Here is a 16,637-nt window from a genome sequence, read left to right on the forward strand (position 1 = left end):
ATCCGCTGCTCGAGGCCGTGCCGGAAGGCAGCATCTTCCTCGCCGACAAGGCCTATGACAGCGACGCCATCCGCGACAAGGTCGAGGCGCGCGGCAGCTTCGCCAACATCCCGCCAAAGGCCAACCGCAAGAAGGGCTTCGCCTTCAGCTCCTTCCTCTACCGCTATCGCAACCTGATCGAGCGCTTCTTCGGAAAACTCAAGCACGCCAGAGGCTTGGCCACGCGATACGACAAACGCGCCGACAACTTCCTCGCCGCTGCCAAACTCTTCTCAACTCGCCTATGGATCGCAGCTAATGAGTCCACGGCTTAGTGCTCCACGAAGAACAAGGCTGGACTGCCAATAGAGGCGACGGATTTGCGGAACTCTCAGACTCCGAGGCTCGACGTCTGGTCGAGCTTCTGGAGGAGTTTATTTCCTCAAAGCGGACTCAAGAAGCTGCGTTCTTGTTGGAGCAGATTTTCTCCGGTGTCAGCGGCGATCTAAAGCGCGCTCGTGAAGTCTATCTCAAAGGCCGGGTCGAGCGCGGCCGCACTAGAGCGGTGGCTTCGGTCCAATGGAACGAATTCTTAATGCGTCTGGGAGTTTATCCATCTACCCAAGCTGAGCACATCTATTGGCACCGAGCTTCGGTTAATCCCATGCCACTCGATTACTTTCTTCGCATGGAAACGCGCCTAGTCGAAGCGACAGGAATTCATCCACGAGTTCGCTCACTGATTTTGAGCTATGTGCGACTGAGCTTTAGCGGCCTCTCTCGAGTCCTATCAGGTGAAGAAACCTTAAATGCAGGTCAGGTTCTTCGAAAACCAAAGGAAATTCGAGACGAATTGACATTCGGCTTTAAGCATCCAGTTGGGCAAAAAACCCTATCTGTTAACAAGATTGCAGGCGTTATGACAATCGTGATGGATATGTCCGTTCTTTATACAACGCGCGATTGGAGCGTTGCAGGCCTAATGTCGACGATTGCAGGCGCGCTTCCTCATGCTACGCTGAGCTAACAATTGTCCTGAAGCAGTTATACCAAGGCTCGATGAGTTTCACTCATCGGGCCTTGGTATAACACCAATCCCGTCGCGCCCCGCCCCATTCCTCGGCGAGGCCCTCGCGCACCAGTGCCGCGCCGAGGCTTTCGCCGCCGCGGGTCACCAGCTTGAGGCTGCGGCCGTAATTGTCGGTGGCGCGCCCGGCCGGGTTGGGCTCGAGGCTGAAGGGCCCGGCGTTGAGCAGCGCCTGCAGCCGCCGCGTCGCCTTGTGGCCGAGCGCGGCCTCCCTGGCGCATCCCGGGCGCGAGACTTCAGGGGTGTTGAGATCGGCAAGGCGGATCTTCTCGCCCCGGTACCAGATGGTGTCACCATCGACCACGCAGGTTACCCGCACCGGGCCGTCGCACAGGGGGAAATGGGCGCGCTCGCGGTCCACCCCCGCCAGCATCTCGGGCGCGCTGCCGGCGGCGAGCGCCACGCCCCCCGCAACCTGCGGCTGCTCCGCATCGAGCGCGGCGGCGCTGCCCGCGAGGCTCTGCCGGCGGACAACCTCCGCCGCCCCCGCGGCGCTGGCTTGCGCGGGCATGCCGGCCGGCCCCGCCGCGCGCTCCCCCTCGGCGGCCCCATGCCACGCCCCGCCCGCGGGCCACAGCAGCACCATGGCAAAGGCAGCAAGCGGCAGGCCCACCAGCAGCGCGGAAAAGCGCCCGGCGCGCGCCGCCGGCCCTTGCCCGCGCCGCGGCGGGCGGCGATAGGCCTCGACGCGCGTCCAGGCGGATCGCGGCTGCGGGCGGCGAAAGGGAATGAGCTTGCCCATCACCCGGATCATGCCGCGCATCGGGTCAACACTATGCTAACGCCCTGCCCGGGCGGCGCCCCGTGCAGCCTGCTTAGCGGCCACCCCAGGCAACCCCTGCGCGGGAATCCCCTCGCCAAGGCCGCCAAGCGGCGCCATGATCGCATCGTCTGCATGGATTGATCCCGCGCGCGAGCTTAGCGCCGCCGCCGCACCTTTCCAGCGAAATTGATGCGCATCAATGTCAGCGCCGCGCGCGGCGGGCAGCAAGGGGACCAGAGCCACGGGAGACCCTGATGTCCGCACACACCCCCAATGAACTCCACGAAGCCTTCCCCGAGGATGCCGCGGCGATCCAGCGCCTCAAGCGCGAGAACGCCCATTTCGCCCGCCTGGCCGAGCGGCACCACACGGTGAACCGGGCGATCCACCGGATCGAAAGCGGGATCGAGGCGGCGAGCGACGAGCGGCTCGAAGGCCTCAAGCGCGAGCGGCTGCACCTGCTCGATGCAATCGCGGCGATGCTGGAGAATGCGCCCGCAGGCTAGCGCGGGTCAGCCCAGCCCTGCGCCGCCATCCTGGCGCGGTGTGGTCCGGCGATCCTTGCCCGAGCGCCGCTCACCCTTGCGGCGATCCGGCCCTTCAAAGGGCTGCTGGCTCTTGCGCCTGTCACCCTGCCGCCGACCGCCGCCTGGGCCATCTGCACCCGGTGCTGCGCGCTTGTCGTCATCCATGCCTGTTCCCCCCACAATCGCAGCATCACTGACACAGCCTTGTCCAGCCGACAAATTCTTTCGCCCGAGGCTTTGCCCAAGGGCCTTGGCCGCGCGCCTGCAAGCGGCTAGGGCGCAGCCCCACAGGCGCGCTGGGGCGCCTGGCCAAGCCAAGAAGACCCGTGCCGGTGAGCGACAAGACCCATCACGCCCCCCCCACCAACCTCGATCTCGCCAAGGCCGAGGTGCTGATCGAGGCCCTGCCCTATTTCCAGCGCTATGCCGGGCGCACCTTCGTGGTGAAATATGGCGGGCACGCCATGGGCGATCCCGAGGCCGCGCGCGATTTCGCCGAGGATATCGTGCTGTTGAAGGCTGTGGGCATCAATCCGGTGGTGGTGCATGGCGGCGGCCCGCAGATCGGCCAGATGCTCACGCGCCTCGGGGTGGAGAGCACCTTTGTCGATGGCCTGCGCGTCACCGATGCGGCCACCGCCGAGGTCGCCGAAATGGTGCTCTCGGGCGCGATCAACAAGGAGCTGGTGGGCTGGATCGCCGCGGCCGGGGGCAAGGCGATCGGCATTTCGGGCAAGGATGGCGGGCTGGTCACCGCGCGCAAGGTCACCCGCACCAGCCGCGATCCCGACAGCAATATCGAACAGGTGGTCGATCTTGGCTTTGTTGGCGAGCCGGCCGCGGTCGACACCACCCTCATCGACACCGTGGTGGCCGCCGGGATGATCCCGGTGATCGCGCCGATCGCGCCCGGTGCGGACGGGGCGACCTACAACATCAATGCCGACACCATGGCCGGCGCGATCGCGGCGGCGCTGGGCGCGGCGCGGCTGTTCCTGCTCACCGATGTCGCCGGGGTGCTCGATGCCGATGGCGCGCTTTTGACCGACCTCACCCCTGCCGACATTGCCCGACTGCGTGAACAAGGGGTGATCCGCGGCGGGATGGTGCCCAAGCTCGAAACCTGCATCAAGGCGGTGCAATCGGGCTGCGAGGCCGCGGTGGTGCTCGACGGGCGGGTGGGCCATGCAATGCTGCTTGAATTCTTCACCGCGCGCGGGGCCGGCACGCTGGTGCGGGCCTGAAGGCGCCTGAGCAAGGCCCCGGCCAACTCGGGTGTGGCGCGAGGCGTATTAAGCGGCTAATACGCCAACCGGGGATGGGGGCAGTGGATTCACGCGGCTGCGGCCGGTCGCGGCAGCGCAAGGGAATGAGGTGCAATGCAAGGTCTGGCCATTCTCGTCGATATCCTGGTGATGCTCACCAATGTGCTGGTGATGCTGATCATCGTGCAGTTCATCATCGGGCTGCTGTTTGCCTTCAATGTGGTGAGCCCCACCAATGATTTCCTGCGCCAGGTCTATGATTCGATCGACCGGCTGCTTGCCCCCGTGCTGCGGCCGATCCGGCGGATCATGCCCGATACCGGGGCGATCGATTTCTCGCCGCTGGTGCTGATCCTTGGCCTGCAAGTCCTCACCCGGGTGCTGGTCGGCATCGGCGGGGCCTATTGATGGCAAGCGCTGCGCTGATCGACGGCAAGGCCTTTGCCGCGGGCCTGCGCGCGCGCATCGCCGAAGGCGCGGCCGCCTTTGCCCATCAGGCCGCGCGCCAGCCCGGCCTTGCCGTGGTGCTGGTGGGCGATGATCCGGCGAGCCAGGTCTATGTCGGCGCCAAGGCCAGGGCCTGCGCCGAGGTGGGGATCGCCAGTTTCGAGCACCGCCTGCCCGCCGATACCAGCGAGGCGGCGCTGCTCTCGCTGATCGAGCGATTGAATCAGGACGAGGCGGTCGATGGCATCCTTGTGCAGATGCCGCTTCCCGGCGGCCTCGATGAAGCGGCGATCATCGCCGCGATCAGCCCCGACAAGGATGTCGATGGCTTCCACGTCCTCAATGCCGGGCGGCTCAGCGTCGGCCAGCCGGGCTTCATCCCCTGCACCCCACTTGGCTGCCTGATGCTGCTCAAGGACCGGCTCGGCGATCTTGCGGGAATGGAGGCGGTGGTGATCGGCCGCTCCAACATTGTCGGCAAGCCGATGGCGCAGTTGCTGCTCGCGGCCAATTGCACCGTCACCATCGCCCACAGCCGCACCCGCGACCTGGCGCAAGTGGTGCGCCGGGCCGATATCGTCATCGCCGCGGTAGGGCGGCCCGAGATGGTGCGCGCAGACTGGATCAAGCCCGGCGCGACGGTGATCGATGTCGGCATCAACCGCCTGCCGCCTGAGGAGGGCAAGGCCAAGGGGCGCCTTGTCGGCGATGTCGCCTTTGCCGAGGTCGCCGAGGTTGCGGGCGCGATCACCCCGGTGCCGGGCGGGGTGGGGCCGATGACCATCGCCGTGCTCCTGCGCAACACGCTCGAGGCCGCGCACCGCCACGCCGGCCTGCCGCTGCCGGAGGGCCTGTGAGCGCGCGCCGGCCTCTCATCCTGCTCGCCGCCGGGGCGGCGCTCGTCGCGGCCTGCGCCGGGGGCAGCGGGCCGCAAAAGCCGACGCGCCAAGAGGTGGCGCTGATCGACCGCGCGCTTGCCGGAGCGCCGGGGGCCGCCCAGCCGAGCACCATCGTCGCCACCGAGCTTGCCTTTGCCCGGGCCGCCCGCGAGCGCGGGCAATGGACCGCCTTTCGCCTCTATGCCGCCCCGGGGGCGCAGCTTCACGGGGCCGGCGGCCCCTTCGCGCTGGCGCCGTGGCTGGCCGAGCAGCGCGATCCGCCCGAGGCGGTGCAATGGGCGCCGCGCGCGGTGGCGATCAGCTGCGACGGGGCGCTGGCGGTGAGCCATGGCCGCACCCGCGAACCTGACGGGCGGGTGGGGCGCTTCCTCACCGTGTGGGAGCGCCAGGCCGATGGCGCCTATCGGTTCGTCTATGATGTCGGCGGGCTCGACGTGCCCCAGCCCCCGCCGCGCCAGCAGATCGAGGAAGGCAATATCGTGGTCACCGCGCTCGATGCGGTGCAGGGGCTTATCGCCAGCTGCCCGCGCGGCGGGGTGCCGGTGCCGGCGCCCCCGCCGATCACGGTGGGCGAGGAGGCCCGCGCCGATGCCCGGCTGTCGCGCGATGGCACGCTGCGCTGGCGCTGGGAGCACCGCGCCGATGGCACCCGCTTTGCCGCGGCCGACTATTTCCGCGAAGGCCGCTGGCTCACCGCCTTCGAGCTGGCGCTGCCGCCCGGCAGCGCCGAGTGATGCGCCACACGGGGCCGCGCGCGCGATGGTGATGACCGAACTCTTCCTCTCCGCCTTCGTCACCCTGTTCGTGGTGATCGACCCGCCCGGCTGCGCGCCGATCTATGCCGGGCTGACCAAGGGGGCAAGCGCCGCCCAGGCGCGCACCATGGCGCTGCGCGCTACCGCGATCGCGGCGATCATCCTGCTGATCTTCGCCCTGTTCGGCCAGCAATTGCTGGCGGCGCTCCACATCGAGCTTGATTCCTTCCGCATCGCCGGGGGGCTGATGCTGTTCTTCATTGCCTTCGACATGGTGTTCGAAAAGCGCACCGAGCGGCGCGAGCAGCGCGCCGAGAAGATCGCCGCCACGCCCGAGATCGAGGATGTCTCGGTCTTCCCGATGGCGATGCCGATGCTTGCCGGCCCCGGCGCGATCGCGGCGATCATGCTGCTGATGAACGAGGCCGAGGGCTGGGGCGAGCGCGCCGAGGTGCTGCTGGCGCTCGCCGCGGTGCTGGCGATCACCGCCGCGGCGCTGGTGGCTGCCGGGCCGCTGATCCGCCTGCTTGGCGACAAGGTCGAGGCGGTGATCACCCGGCTGCTCGGGGTGCTGCTCGCCGCGCTCGCGGCGCAATATGTGATCGATGGGCTGAAGGGCAGCTTCAACCTCTAGCCCGCCGCCGCGCCGTGGGCATGGGCGGCGATCTCCTCGGCGATGCGCGGCGCCAGCGGCAGCGGCAGATCGTGCCCCCAGCCCGGGATCGTCACCAGCCGCGCGCCGGGAATGGCGCGCGCCGTGTCCATGCCCGCCTCCACCTTGACCAGCGGATCGGCCTCGCCGTGGAGCACCAGGGTCGGGGTGCGCACGCGGGCAAGGCGCGATGTGCGGTTCCCATCATCGATGATCGCCGCCAATTGCCGCGGCAGGCCTGCGGGATAGACGCTGCGCCGCACCGAGCGCAGCACCTTCTCGCGCTGGGCTGCCTCGTCGAAAGGAAAGCCGGGGCTGCCGATATTGCGGGCGATGTTGAGACCGTGGGCAACCACCGCCTCCTCCTCGAGGCTTTCGAGCGGCGCGGTGAGCGCGGCCATGGCGTGCTTTTCGGCCTGGGGCAGGCGGGGATTGCCGGTGGTGGACATGATCGAGGTGAGGCTGATGAGCCGTTCGGGATAATGCACCGCCATCAGCTGCGCGATCATCCCGCCCATCGAGGCGCCGACCACATGGGCCTTGCCGATCCCCAGCGCATCGAGAAGGCCGATCCCGTCATCGGCCATGTCCTTGAGGGTATAGGGCACCTTGGCGGGAAAGCCGAGCCGCTTGCGCAGCAGCTGCCAGGCCAGGCGCGGGGCGCGCGCGCCTTCCATCTTCTGCGACAGGCCGATGTCGCGGTTGTCATAGCGGATCACCCGGAAACCGGCGCCCACCAGCGCCTCGACCAGTTCGTCGGGCCACAGGGTGAGCTGGGCGCCGAGGCCCATCACCAGCAGCATCGCCGGCGCCTCAGGGTCGCCGTGATCCTCGTAGAAGATGTCGATGCCGGTGTTGGGAGTGGTGATGGTGGGCATGGGCGGCGTGATCCTCTCGCAAGGCTCGGCCCCTTGCGCGCCTATTTCCACGCGGGGCCGGCGATATCGAAGCCGCGCGCGTCCAATTGGTCAAGCACCCCGCCGCTTTCGGCGAGCACGCGCAAGGGGACAACCGCAAGCGTGGTGCCCCTGGCCGCGCTCGCCTCGGCGATGCGCGCCACCCAGATGCCGCGCAGTTCGGCCCCCAGCGTCTCGTCGGCCCAGGGCCAGCACTGGCCGAGGGCAGCCTCGAGCGGGTTGGCCATCACCGCCGGGATATTGAACCGCCGCCAGTTGGCGGCGCGCTCTTCCACCACCTGCGGCCCGGCCTCGGTCGCATCCATCGCCGCGACCAGGCAGGGGACATGCGCGCTCGGGGCCGCGGCAAAGAGGTTGTCGATCACGTCCTCGCCGCGCAGCGTGGCAGCGCGGGTGATTGGGATATCGGCCTTTTCGGCCGCGTCCTTGACCACGTCCGAGGCATCGCGCGCGGTGTCGCGGTTGAAGCGCAGTTCCTCGCGCAGCATCCTGAAGGCGGTGATGAGGAAGGACTGGCGCGCGTAGTCCTTTTTGTGCGCCGCGGCGAGCGCCTCGAGCCGCTGGAGCTGGGCGGGATCGAGATAGTCGGCTGCAACCCTCTTGCCCGGCAGCCTGGTGAGCTTGCCGCCAGAGAACATCAGCCGGAAGATGTCCCCTGGCGAAATCCTGGGCCGCGCGCCCAGGATCACACGGTCGGCCGCGCGAGTGGCTTCCTCGAGCCGGGCCGGCTCCCACGGTGTGCTCTTGGGGATCGCGCGGATCTCGCCCACCAGGATCACGGTGCCGATGGGCGTGTCGATGGTCCACATCGGCGCGCCCGAAAGCCGGGCGGTGACGATGATGGCGTTTTCGCTCTCCGCCGGGGCGGGCGCGGGCTCGTGCGCCGCCAGCGGCGCGGCGGCGAGGGCGGCGATGAAGGCGGCAAGGGGCACAACGCGCGTCATCATGGCAGGCCTTGGGGGCAGATCGGGCCGGGATAGGCACCCCGCCATGAACCCCGGCAAAACGGGCGCGTTCCCAGGCTAGGGCACCAGCACCGTGTCCTTCGCCTCATCCGCCAGCTCTGGATAATCGCGCGTGTAGTGCAGCCCGCGGCTTTCCTTGCGGGCGAGCGCGCTTCTCACGATCAGTTCGGCCGCTTGCAGCAGGTTTCTCAGTTCGATGAGGTCGGTCGTCACCCGGAAGGCGCTGTAATATTCGTGCACCTCGCGCTTCAGCAGTTCGATGCGGCTCGCGGCGCGTTCCAGCCGCTTGGTGGTGCGCACGATGCCGACATAGTTCCACATGAAGCGGCGGATCTCGGTCCAGTTCTGCTTGATCACCACTTCCTCGTCGGAATCGGTCACCCGGCTTTCGTCCCAGGGCAGGATCGCGGGCGGCGCGGCGAGGCTGTCCCACTGCGCGAGAATGTCCTGCGCCGCGGCCTCGCCGAAGACGAAGCATTCGAGCAGCGAGTTGGAAGCGAGGCGATTGGCCCCGTGCAGCCCGCTTTCGGTGCATTCGCCCGCGGCCCACAGCCCCGGCACATCGGTGCGCGCGTTGAGATCGACCACCACCCCGCCGCAGGTATAGTGCTGCGCCGGCACCACCGGGATCGGCCCCTTGGTCATGTCGATGCCAAGGCCCATCAGCTTCTCGTGGATGGTGGGGAAATGCCCGCGCACGAAATCGGCGGGCTGGTGGCTGATGTCGAGGTGGACATAATCAAGCCCGAAGCGCTTGATCTCGGCATCGATCGCGCGGGCGACCACGTCGCGGGGCGCAAGCTCCATGCGCGCGGGGTCATAAAATTCCATGAAGCGCTTGCCGGTGCGCGGGTTGATCAGCCGCCCGCCCTCGCCGCGCACCGCCTCGGTGATGAGGAAGTTCTTGATCTCGAGGTGGTAAAGGCAGGTCGGGTGGAACTGCATCATCTCCATGTTGGAAACCCGCGCGCCGGCACGCCAGGCCATGGCGATGCCATCGCCGGTGGCGCCGCGCGGGGCGGTGGAGAACTGGTAAACGCGCCCCGCCCCGCCGGTGGCAAGGATGGTGGCGCGCGCGAGGTGCCGCTCGACCCGGCCGCTCGCCTCGTCGAGCGCATAGACGCCCCACACCCGCCCCGCCGCGGAAAACTGCGCGCGGTGGCGATCGGTGATGAGGTCGAGCGCCGCGCGCCCGGGCAAGAGGGTGATGTTGGGATGGGCCTCGGCGGCTTTGAGCAGCGCCTGCTGCACCGCCCAGCCGGTGGCATCATCGACATGGACGATGCGGCGGTGCGAATGGCCGCCCTCACGGGTGAGGTGGAGCGCCTCGGCCTCGCGGTTGAAGGGCACGCCGAGCGCGCACAGGCGGTCGATCGTGGCCGGCGCCCGGGTGATGACGAACTCCACCGTAGCCAGGTCGTTGAGACCCGCGCCCGCGACCATGGTGTCGCGTATGTGGTTTTCAAAGGTGTCCCCGGCGTCGAGCACCGCGGCAATCCCGCCCTGCGCCCAGGCGGTCGATCCGCCGGTGAGCGAACCCTTGGCCAGCACCAGCACCCGGCGCTGTTCGGCCAGCGCCAGCGCCGCGGTCAGCCCGGCCGCGCCCGAACCGATCACCAGCACATCATGCGTGGTCTGATTGTCGTGCCCTGCGTCCATGAACGGGCCATGCCGCGCAAAGTCCGCGGCGGCAAGACTTGGGTGTCACACAAGCTTAAGCTACGTCATCTAGGTAGCAGAACGTCGGTGCGCGTTGGTGATATCTTCGCACCTGCACAATTCGTGATTCGGCCTGAGACCGATGCGGGGCGAGGGCGCCCAAGGCGCAGGCAGCGGGTCGCAACCCGAGCGGAGCAGTCGCCAATGTCCTTCCTGTCGTTTCTGGGGTGCGCGATCAATCGCCATCGACCGGTGCGCCGCGAGGTGGAATGGGATGGGCGCACCTATTTCGGTCGCTGCCGCCATTGCGGCGCGCCGATTGCCCGGCACGGGCGGCGCGACTGGCGCAGGCGCGCCGCTGAGGATGATTGATACGGGTCAGGCCGGGTTCTGGCTGTCGGCGGTGAGCTGAACGAAGACGTCCTCGAGATCGGCCTCGCGGGTGGTGACATCCTCGATGGTGAGGCCCTGTTCCTGGAGGATGGCGAGCACCTGCCCGGCGCTGAGGCGATCCTTGTTGTAGGTCACTTCAACCCCGCGCTCGCCATCCCATTCGACCTTGGCAAAGGCGGGGTGCGCCGGGGCGGCGGCCAGCGGGCGTGCGGCGGTGACGGCGACGATCTTCTCGCGCGCCATTTCCACCAGCTCGCGGGTCGGCTTGTTGGCGATCAGGCGGCCGTGGTTGATGATGGCGATGCGGTCGCACAGCTCCTCGGCTTCCTCGAGATAGTGGGTGGTGAGCACCACGGTCACGCCCTCGCGGTTGAGCTGGCTCACCAGTTCCCACAGCTGGCGCCTGAGATCGACATCGACCCCGGCGGTCGGCTCGTCGAGCACCAGGATCGGCGGGGAATGCACCATCGCCTTGGCCACCAGCAGCCGCCGCTTCATGCCGCCTGAAAGCGTGCGGGCATAGGCATCGCGCTTGTCGGCAAGGCGCACGGCGGCAAGCAGTTCTTCCGAGCGGCGCAGCGCCTTGGGTATGCCGTAGAAGCCGCCCTGATTTTCGAGCACCTCGAAGGGGGTGAAGAAGGGATCGAAGACGATCTCCTGCGGCACGATCCCGATCGCCCGGCTGGCATTGCGCCGGTCGCGGTCGATATCGAAGCCCCAGATCTCCACCGTGCCGGCGGTCTTGTTGACCAGCCCGGCAAGGATGTTGATGAGGGTCGATTTGCCCGCGCCGTTGGGGCCGAGCAGGCCGAAGATCGATCCTTCCGGCACCTCAAAGCTGACCCCATCGAGCGCGAGCTTGCCCTCGCTCACCGCGCCTTTCGCGCCCCTGGCCGGGGCGTAGCGCTTGACCAGCTTGTCGATGCGGATGGCAGGTTCACCAGGCATGGCAAGGCGCCCCTAGAACCTTGGCCGCAGGAAGGCAATTGCGCCGGGGCAGGCAGGAGAGTATCGGCAGGGCCCATGAGCATTCCCCCACCCGAAATCCTGCTGGTCGATACCCGCCGCGTCTCCTGCGACGGGGCCAGCGGCATCCGCGGCGGCGCGGGCTTTCGTCCGGCAGCGCTCGGCCATCCGCGCGTGTTCCTCGAGATCGACGAGCATGGCTATGTCGATTGCGGCTATTGCGATCGGCGTTTCGTGCTGAAGGGCGGCCCGGCCGATGGCGCCGATCACACCGCGCTGCCCGATATTTCCGCCGGGTCGAGCCCGGTGGGCGGCTGAAGGCGGTCAGCCCCGGTTCAGATCGCCGCGGCTAGGCTTGCGTGCGGGCAGATCGAGGAGGCTTGAGGATGAGCCAGGTCTGGCATGATCGGGCGAAGCTGATCGGCGGCGCAGCGCTGGCGGCGATGCTGGCGCTCGCCACCCCCGCGGTGGCCGCAGCGCCGCAGCAGCAGGATGACAGCGCTGCCGCCGCGCCGAGCAAGAGCGCGCGCAAGCTCGCCCAGCTGCTTGAAGGGCGCGAGCCGGGCGCGCCGGTGGCCTGCATTCCCACCGGACGCAACCTGGTGGTCACCGCGATCGACGGCACCGCCTATGTCTATGGCCGGGGCGATACGATCTATCTCCAGCGCACCACCGATCCGGCGCGGATCGACAGCACCGACATGCTCTCGGTGCGGCGGCTGATCGATCACCAGCTGTGCCGCAGCGACCGGGCGACCAGCATCGCGCCGTTCTCGGGCGTGGTCACTGGGGTGGTGTTCTTCGAGGACTTCATCCCCTACACCCGTATCAAGCCGGCACACGCTGAGGGCGGTTAGGCCGGCGCGCCGCGCCTGCGGCGGCACCGGCACCGGCACCAGCCCTGCCGCGCGGCGCGATCGGCGCGCTCAGGCGCGCGCCATCGCCTGCATGCGCGCGATGATCTCCTCGGCCTCGCGCATGATCCGCTCGATCAGTTCCTTGCAGGTGGGAATGTCGTGGATCAGCCCGGCGACCATGCCGCAGCTCCACGCGCCTTCGTCCATCGCCCCTTCCTGCATGATCTTGGGGTAAACCCCGGCGACTTCGGGCAAGATGTCGTTGATGGTGATGGCATCGCCCAGCGCCTTTTCCTTGGCGAGCAGGCGTTCCACCGCGGCATTGTTGAGCACCCGCTCGGTGTTGCGCAGGGGCCGCATGACGAGGCGGGTGTCAAGCTCGGTGGCCTTGAGGATCGCCTGCTTGACGTTGTCATGCACCGGGGCCTCCTTGGTGGCGATGAAGCGGGTGCCCATGTTCATCCCCTGCGCGCCGAGCGCGAGGCTCGCCACCAGGCTGCGCCCATCGGCCATGCCGCCGCTCGAGACGAAGGGGATTTCCAGTTCATCCGCGGCGCGCGGCAGGAGGATGAAATTGGGCACATCATCCTCGCCCGGGTGGCCGCCGCACTCAAAGCCATCGACGCTCACCGCATCGCAGCCGATCTCCTGCGCCTTGAGCGCATGGCGCACGCTGGTGCATTTGTGGATCACCTTGATCCCGGCATCCTTGAGCGGCGGCAGCAGCTCGACCGGGTTGCGCCCCGCGGTCTCGACCACCTTCACCCCGCCGTCGATCACCGCCTTGACGAGGCCCGGATAGTCGGGCGGGGTGAGCGTGGGCAGGATGGTGAGGTTCACCCCGAAGGGCTTGTCGGTCATGTCCCTGCAGCGGGCGATCTCGTTGGCGAGCTTTTCGGGCGTGCCCTGGGTCAGTCCGGTGATGATGCCGAGGCCCCCGGCGTTGGAGACCGCCGCGGCCATCTCGGCAAAGCCCACATAGTGCATGCCCCCCTGGATGATCGGGTGCTCGATGCCGAACATCTCGGTGATCGCGGTCTTCATGGCGCTGTCTCTCCCCTCACATGGCCTGGTTGGCGAGGCACATGCGCCAGACGGCGCGCGGCTGGCAAGCCCCGCGCAAGGCGGAAGGGCGTGCGGGCCGGCGCGGCGCTTGCGCGCCGTAGCGTCAGCATGGTTCCAAAGGAGGAGCCGGGCGGCGGGAAGGCGGTGGGATCGGGCCGCTTTGCCCCCACCCGGCAGGCATCACGATGACCGATTCGCCCGCGCGCGGCCTTGATCCAGGGCAATGAGGGGCGGCGCTGGCGCGGGCGCTGGGGCTGCGCTCAGGCCCGGGTGAAGCTGAGCGCGAAGGTCACCGGCACGGCGGGCGTGATCGAGGGCAGCTGCGCGAGCGCGCGCAGTTCGCCGAGCTCGTCGGTCAGGCCGAACATGTCGGTCGAGATGATCACCGGCGCGCTCGGCACCACGGTGACGCGGTTCTCGGCCACGCGGGTGACGAGCACCTCGGTCTCGACCTCGGCGCTCGCGCCCTTGATCGTCACCGTGGCCTTGAGCGGGCGGGTGAGCGACTGGCCCACGGCCAGGCCGGCAAAGGCCGCCGGATCGAGCCTGGCGGTCACGGTCGCCTTGGGATTTCCGGCAACCTCGAAGAAGATGTCGCGCATCCGCTCGTCGCGGATCTCGACCCCGGTGTTGACCGAGGCGAGATCGATCTCGAGACTGGCATTGCCATCGGGGGCAACGCTGCCCGCAAGCCTATCGAAGCGGTTGGTCTCGGCCACCTCGCCCGCCTTGATGCTGACATAGGAGAGGCGCGAGGCCGCCGGATCGAGTGTCCAGGTGCCCTCGGTCACCGGCGCGGTTTCGGTCGCGGCGGCCTGGGGCCCATCACCGGCGGGCTGCTGGGCGCAGGCGGAAAGGCCGAGGGCAAGCGCGGCGCCAAGGGAGGCGGCAAGGGCGAACGGGCGGCGAGTCGGCGTCACGGTCATGCACCTTTCATGCTCAAACGGGCGGGGCGGGGATATGCGATTATCCGCGCCGCGGGAAGGGTTCGGATTGCGCCTGGGGCCTTGCGACGCAGCGCGCTGCGCGCGGCGATCCCTGCGGCTCGGCCCGCCTCGCGCTTTGGCCCGCGCCGCCTTGCGGTGCCGAGTGAAGCGGCCGTGCCGATCCCTGCGGCTCGGCCCGTGTCGCGCTTTGGCCCGCGGCACCTTGCGGTGCCGAGTGAAGCGGCCGTGCCGATCCCCCGGATCGGCCCGTGTCGCGCTTCACTCCCATTCGATCGTGCCGGGGGGCTTGCTGGTATAGTCATAGACCACCCGGTTGATGCCCCTCACTTCGTTGACGATCCTGGTCGCCACCCGGGTGAGGAAGGTGGCATCGAAGGGGAAGACATCCGCCGTCATCCCGTCGGTCGAGGTCACGGCGCGCAGCGCGCAGACATGGTCATAGGTGCGCGCATCGCCCATCACTCCCACGGTCTTGACCGGCAGCAGCACCGCAAAAGCCTGCCAGATCGCGTCATACAGCCCGGCATTGCGGATTTCCTCGAGATAGATCGCATCGGCCTTGCGCAGGGTCTCGCAGCGCTCGCGCGTCACCTCGCCGGGGATGCGGATGGCAAGGCCGGGGCCGGGGAAGGGGTGGCGCCCGACAAAGGCCTGCGGCAGGCCCAGCTCGCGCCCGAGCGCGCGCACCTCGTCCTTGAACAGCTCGCGCAAGGGCTCCACCAGCGCCATGTTCATGCGCTCGGGCAGGCCGCCGACATTGTGGTGGCTCTTGATGGTGACGCTCGGCCCGCCGGTGAAGGAGACGCTCTCGATCACGTCGGGATAGAGCGTGCCCTGGGCGAGGAAATCGGCCCCGCCGAGCTTCTTGGCCTCGGCCTCGAACACCTCGATGAAGGTCTTGCCTATGAACTTGCGCTTGGCTTCGGGATCGGTGAGGCCGGCAAGCCCATCGAGGAACAGGTCCTCGGCCTCCACATGGACGAGCGGGATGTTGTAATGGTCGCGGAACAGCGCCACCACCTCGCGCGCCTCGTTCATGCGCATCAGGCCATGATCGACAAAGACGCAGGTGAGCTGATCACCGATCGCCTCGTGGATCAACACCGCGGCGACCGCCGAATCGACTCCGCCCGAAAGCCCGCAGATCACCCGCCCCGCCCCCACCTGGGCGCGGATCTCGGCGATCTTGGTCTTGCGGAACTCGGCCATGGTCCAGGTGCCGGAAAGGCCGCAGACATGGCGCACGAAATTGGCGATCAGCCGCGCGCCATCGGGGGTGTGCACCACCTCGGGATGGAACTGGGTGCCATAGAAGCGCCGCGCCTCGTCGGCGATCACGGCAAAGGGGGCGCCGTCCGAAGTGGCGACGATCGCGAAACCCGGGGCAAGCCGGGTGACCTTGTCGCCATGGCTCATCCACACCTGGTGGCGCTCGCCCACCTGCCAGAGCCCGTCGAACAGCGCACATTCGGCGGAAACGGTGAGGAAGGCGCGGCCGAACTCGCCGCCCTCGCCGGTTTCATGGCCGGGGCGCACCTCGCCGCCGAGCTGGTGCGTCATCACCTGCTGGCCATAGCAGATGCCGAGGATCGGCACCCCGGCCTCGAACAGCAGCTGCGGCGCGCGCGGGCTGCCCTCCTCGGGCACGCTCGCGGGCGAGCCGGACAGGATGATGCCCGCAGGCCTCAGGCGGTGAAAGGCGGCCTCGGCCTGGGTGAAGGGGGCGATCTCGCAATAGACCCCGGCCTCGCGCACGCGGCGGGCGATGAGCTGGGTGACCTGGCTGCCGAAATCGACGATCAGGATGCATTCGCCCGCGGCGGAATCGCCGAAATCGGGGCGGGATGAGGGCGCGTTCATGGCGGCGGATTAGGCCAGCGCGCCGGGCGCTGTCCAGCATCGGCGGGGCGCTGGCCGGCCATTTTGCAACGCAACATTATGGGCTCTTCGAGGAATCAAGGGGTTCCCGGGAAAGTGGCCAGGAAGTGTTGCAATCTTTGGAACCGATTTCGCCATTTTCGCATTTGCACAATCGCTGTGTGCGCCGCACTACAGTTGCAAACAGCAACCGAATGCCGGGAAACGGCATCACCTGTTCAACACCCTCTCATCATCCGGAGTTTGACCCATGCGCTTTGCTCTTCCTCTCCTTGCCCTTGCCGCTGCGGCGGCCCCTGCGCTTGCCGCGCCTGCTGCCGGTGACCACGTGACCGTGCGCATCGCCTATGGCGATGTCGATGTGACCAGCCCCGAAGGCCGGGCCGCGATCGAGGCGCGCATCGATGCCAAGCTGCGCAAGGCCTGCGCGATCGAGAACGCGGCGCGCTACGGCTATGGCCGCCCGGTCATCGATGAGAAGTGCCTCGCCGATGCCAAGCTCGCCGCGCTTGCCGAGGTCGAGCGCGTCGCCGCGCTCGAGGCGCGCCGCGGCCGCGCGGTGGCGGCCAACTGAGCCTTCCCCTCGGGCTCAAGCGAGCGGCCGTCGGAGCGATCC

Annotated in this window: 20 protein-coding genes; 12 read left to right on the forward strand and 8 right to left on the reverse strand. The window is 68.2% G+C overall.

Annotated elements, in window-relative coordinates; genetic code table 11:
- Nucleotides 1-314 (forward strand): IS5/IS1182 family transposase (locus tag G524_RS0108940; protein WP_027443413.1); only part of this gene is annotated, 314 nt, incomplete at its 5' end.
- Complete coding sequence (locus G524_RS16820; RefSeq protein WP_156894057.1) at nucleotides 314-1,006, forward strand: hypothetical protein; 693 nt, start codon at nucleotides 314-316, stop codon at nucleotides 1,004-1,006. The genes G524_RS0108940 and G524_RS16820, both read left to right, overlap by 1 nt.
- A gap of 43 nt (nucleotides 1,007-1,049) precedes the next feature.
- Here the strand turns inward: G524_RS16820 and G524_RS16600 are convergent, their stop codons facing one another.
- Nucleotides 1,050-1,829 (reverse strand): thermonuclease family protein, encoded by a 780-nt coding sequence (locus G524_RS16600; protein ID WP_051221043.1) that lies wholly within the window; start codon nucleotides 1,827-1,829, stop codon nucleotides 1,050-1,052.
- Between the two features lie 254 nt (nucleotides 1,830-2,083).
- Between G524_RS16600 and G524_RS0108950 the strand changes: the two genes are divergently transcribed.
- The 6 genes from G524_RS0108950 (at nucleotide 2,084) to G524_RS0108975 (ending at nucleotide 6,356) form a co-directional block, all read left to right on the forward strand.
- Complete coding sequence (locus G524_RS0108950; RefSeq protein ID WP_027443414.1) at nucleotides 2,084-2,335, forward strand: HP1242/YdcH family protein; 252 nt, start codon at nucleotides 2,084-2,086, stop codon at nucleotides 2,333-2,335.
- Nucleotides 2,336-2,688: 353 nt separating this feature from the next.
- The gene (gene argB / locus G524_RS0108955; protein WP_051221075.1) at nucleotides 2,689-3,600 is read left to right on the forward strand and encodes an acetylglutamate kinase; all 912 of its coding nucleotides are present in this window, start codon (nucleotides 2,689-2,691) and stop codon (nucleotides 3,598-3,600) included.
- Between the two features lie 135 nt (nucleotides 3,601-3,735).
- On the forward strand, nucleotides 3,736-4,029 hold the full coding sequence (locus G524_RS0108960) for a YggT family protein (RefSeq protein WP_027443416.1): 294 nt from the start codon (nucleotides 3,736-3,738) through the stop codon (nucleotides 4,027-4,029).
- Nucleotides 4,029-4,925 (forward strand): bifunctional methylenetetrahydrofolate dehydrogenase/methenyltetrahydrofolate cyclohydrolase FolD, encoded by an 897-nt coding sequence (folD, locus tag G524_RS0108965; protein ID WP_027443417.1) that lies wholly within the window; start codon nucleotides 4,029-4,031, stop codon nucleotides 4,923-4,925. The genes G524_RS0108960 and folD overlap by 1 nt, the downstream gene beginning before the upstream one ends.
- On the forward strand, nucleotides 4,922-5,701 hold the full coding sequence (locus G524_RS0108970; RefSeq protein WP_051221045.1) for a Cif family virulence factor: 780 nt from the start codon (nucleotides 4,922-4,924) through the stop codon (nucleotides 5,699-5,701). Before folD ends, G524_RS0108970 begins: the two co-directional genes overlap by 4 nt.
- A 31-nt stretch (nucleotides 5,702-5,732) precedes the next feature.
- Complete coding sequence (locus tag G524_RS0108975) at nucleotides 5,733-6,356, forward strand: MarC family protein (protein ID WP_027443419.1); 624 nt, start codon at nucleotides 5,733-5,735, stop codon at nucleotides 6,354-6,356.
- Here the strand turns inward: G524_RS0108975 and G524_RS0108980 are convergent.
- From G524_RS0108980 to nadB, 3 genes are all read right to left on the reverse strand, one after another.
- Entirely contained in the window at nucleotides 6,353-7,252 is a 900-nt protein-coding gene (locus G524_RS0108980) for an alpha/beta fold hydrolase (RefSeq protein ID WP_027443420.1), read from the reverse strand. The two genes, G524_RS0108975 and G524_RS0108980, sit on opposite strands and share 4 nt — an antisense overlap.
- Nucleotides 7,253-7,293: 41 nt before the next feature.
- Entirely contained in the window at nucleotides 7,294-8,238 is a 945-nt protein-coding gene (locus G524_RS0108985; protein WP_027443421.1) for a TraB/GumN family protein, read from the reverse strand.
- A gap of 75 nt (nucleotides 8,239-8,313) precedes the next feature.
- Nucleotides 8,314-9,915, reverse strand: coding sequence for an L-aspartate oxidase (nadB, locus tag G524_RS0108990; protein ID WP_027443422.1), 1,602 nt, complete (start codon nucleotides 9,913-9,915; stop codon nucleotides 8,314-8,316).
- 204 nt (nucleotides 9,916-10,119) lie between these two features.
- Here nadB and G524_RS16825 point away from each other — a divergent pair, with 204 nt between their 5' ends.
- Nucleotides 10,120-10,287, forward strand: coding sequence for a hypothetical protein (locus G524_RS16825; protein ID WP_156894058.1), 168 nt, complete (start codon nucleotides 10,120-10,122; stop codon nucleotides 10,285-10,287).
- A 6-nt stretch (nucleotides 10,288-10,293) separates the two neighbouring features.
- Here G524_RS16825 and G524_RS0109000 read toward each other — a convergent pair whose 3' ends face one another.
- Nucleotides 10,294-11,256: an ABC transporter ATP-binding protein gene (locus G524_RS0109000; RefSeq protein ID WP_027443423.1), complete on the reverse strand. Its 963-nt coding sequence runs from the start codon at nucleotides 11,254-11,256 to the stop codon at nucleotides 10,294-10,296.
- A 75-nt stretch (nucleotides 11,257-11,331) separates the two neighbouring features.
- Between G524_RS0109000 and G524_RS0109005 the strand changes: the two genes are divergently transcribed.
- Nucleotides 11,332-11,592: a zinc-finger domain-containing protein gene (locus G524_RS0109005; RefSeq protein ID WP_027443424.1), complete on the forward strand. Its 261-nt coding sequence runs from the start codon at nucleotides 11,332-11,334 to the stop codon at nucleotides 11,590-11,592.
- 68 nt (nucleotides 11,593-11,660) lie between these two features.
- Nucleotides 11,661-12,131, forward strand: a complete 471-nt coding sequence (locus G524_RS0109010; protein WP_027443425.1) for a hypothetical protein — start codon at nucleotides 11,661-11,663, stop codon at nucleotides 12,129-12,131.
- Nucleotides 12,132-12,200: 69 nt separating this feature from the next.
- On the opposite strand, the gene G524_RS0109015 is transcribed toward G524_RS0109010, so the two are convergent.
- The 3 genes from G524_RS0109015 to guaA form a co-directional block, all read right to left on the reverse strand.
- Entirely contained in the window at nucleotides 12,201-13,175 is a 975-nt protein-coding gene (locus tag G524_RS0109015; RefSeq protein WP_027443426.1) for an NAD(P)H-dependent flavin oxidoreductase, read from the reverse strand.
- Between the two features lie 281 nt (nucleotides 13,176-13,456).
- The gene (locus tag G524_RS0109020) at nucleotides 13,457-14,122 is read right to left on the reverse strand and encodes a YceI family protein (RefSeq protein WP_051221048.1); all 666 of its coding nucleotides are present in this window, start codon (nucleotides 14,120-14,122) and stop codon (nucleotides 13,457-13,459) included.
- A gap of 279 nt (nucleotides 14,123-14,401) precedes the next feature.
- Nucleotides 14,402-16,003, reverse strand: coding sequence for a glutamine-hydrolyzing GMP synthase (gene guaA / locus G524_RS0109025; RefSeq protein WP_051221050.1), 1,602 nt, complete (start codon nucleotides 16,001-16,003; stop codon nucleotides 14,402-14,404).
- A gap of 268 nt (nucleotides 16,004-16,271) precedes the next feature.
- Between guaA and G524_RS0109030 the strand changes: the two genes are divergently transcribed.
- On the forward strand, nucleotides 16,272-16,595 hold the full coding sequence (locus tag G524_RS0109030; RefSeq protein ID WP_027443429.1) for a UrcA family protein: 324 nt from the start codon (nucleotides 16,272-16,274) through the stop codon (nucleotides 16,593-16,595).
- Nucleotides 16,596-16,637 lie beyond the last annotated feature (42 nt).

The organism is Erythrobacter cryptus DSM 12079 (genome assembly GCF_000422985.1).
Lineage (GTDB): Bacteria > Pseudomonadota > Alphaproteobacteria > Sphingomonadales > Sphingomonadaceae > Erythrobacter > Erythrobacter cryptus.

Bases quoted from the DNA above. Each gene is read 5' to 3' on its own strand.
- G524_RS0108960 (WP_027443416.1), top strand. From the start codon at position 3,736: ATGCAAGGTCTGGCCATTCTCGTCGATATCCTGGTGATGCTCACCAAT.
- guaA (WP_051221050.1), bottom strand. From the start codon at position 16,003: ATGAACGCGCCCTCATCCCGCCCCGATTTCGGCGATTCCGCCGCGGGC.
- G524_RS0109005 (WP_027443424.1), top strand. From the start codon at position 11,332: ATGAGCATTCCCCCACCCGAAATCCTGCTGGTCGATACCCGCCGCGTC.
- G524_RS0109020 (WP_051221048.1), bottom strand. From the start codon at position 14,122: ATGACCGTGACGCCGACTCGCCGCCCGTTCGCCCTTGCCGCCTCCCTT.
- G524_RS0108975 (WP_027443419.1), top strand. From the start codon at position 5,733: ATGACCGAACTCTTCCTCTCCGCCTTCGTCACCCTGTTCGTGGTGATC.
- G524_RS0109000 (WP_027443423.1), bottom strand. From the start codon at position 11,256: ATGCCTGGTGAACCTGCCATCCGCATCGACAAGCTGGTCAAGCGCTAC.
- nadB (WP_027443422.1), bottom strand. From the start codon at position 9,915: ATGGACGCAGGGCACGACAATCAGACCACGCATGATGTGCTGGTGATC.
- G524_RS0109015 (WP_027443426.1), bottom strand. From the start codon at position 13,175: ATGAAGACCGCGATCACCGAGATGTTCGGCATCGAGCACCCGATCATC.
- G524_RS16600 (WP_051221043.1), bottom strand. From the start codon at position 1,829: ATGCGCGGCATGATCCGGGTGATGGGCAAGCTCATTCCCTTTCGCCGC.
- G524_RS0109010 (WP_027443425.1), top strand. From the start codon at position 11,661: ATGAGCCAGGTCTGGCATGATCGGGCGAAGCTGATCGGCGGCGCAGCG.
- G524_RS16825 (WP_156894058.1), top strand. From the start codon at position 10,120: ATGTCCTTCCTGTCGTTTCTGGGGTGCGCGATCAATCGCCATCGACCG.
- G524_RS0108950 (WP_027443414.1), top strand. From the start codon at position 2,084: ATGTCCGCACACACCCCCAATGAACTCCACGAAGCCTTCCCCGAGGAT.
- G524_RS0108985 (WP_027443421.1), bottom strand. From the start codon at position 8,238: ATGATGACGCGCGTTGTGCCCCTTGCCGCCTTCATCGCCGCCCTCGCC.
- G524_RS0108980 (WP_027443420.1), bottom strand. From the start codon at position 7,252: ATGCCCACCATCACCACTCCCAACACCGGCATCGACATCTTCTACGAG.
- folD (WP_027443417.1), top strand. From the start codon at position 4,029: ATGGCAAGCGCTGCGCTGATCGACGGCAAGGCCTTTGCCGCGGGCCTG.
- G524_RS0109030 (WP_027443429.1), top strand. From the start codon at position 16,272: ATGCGCTTTGCTCTTCCTCTCCTTGCCCTTGCCGCTGCGGCGGCCCCT.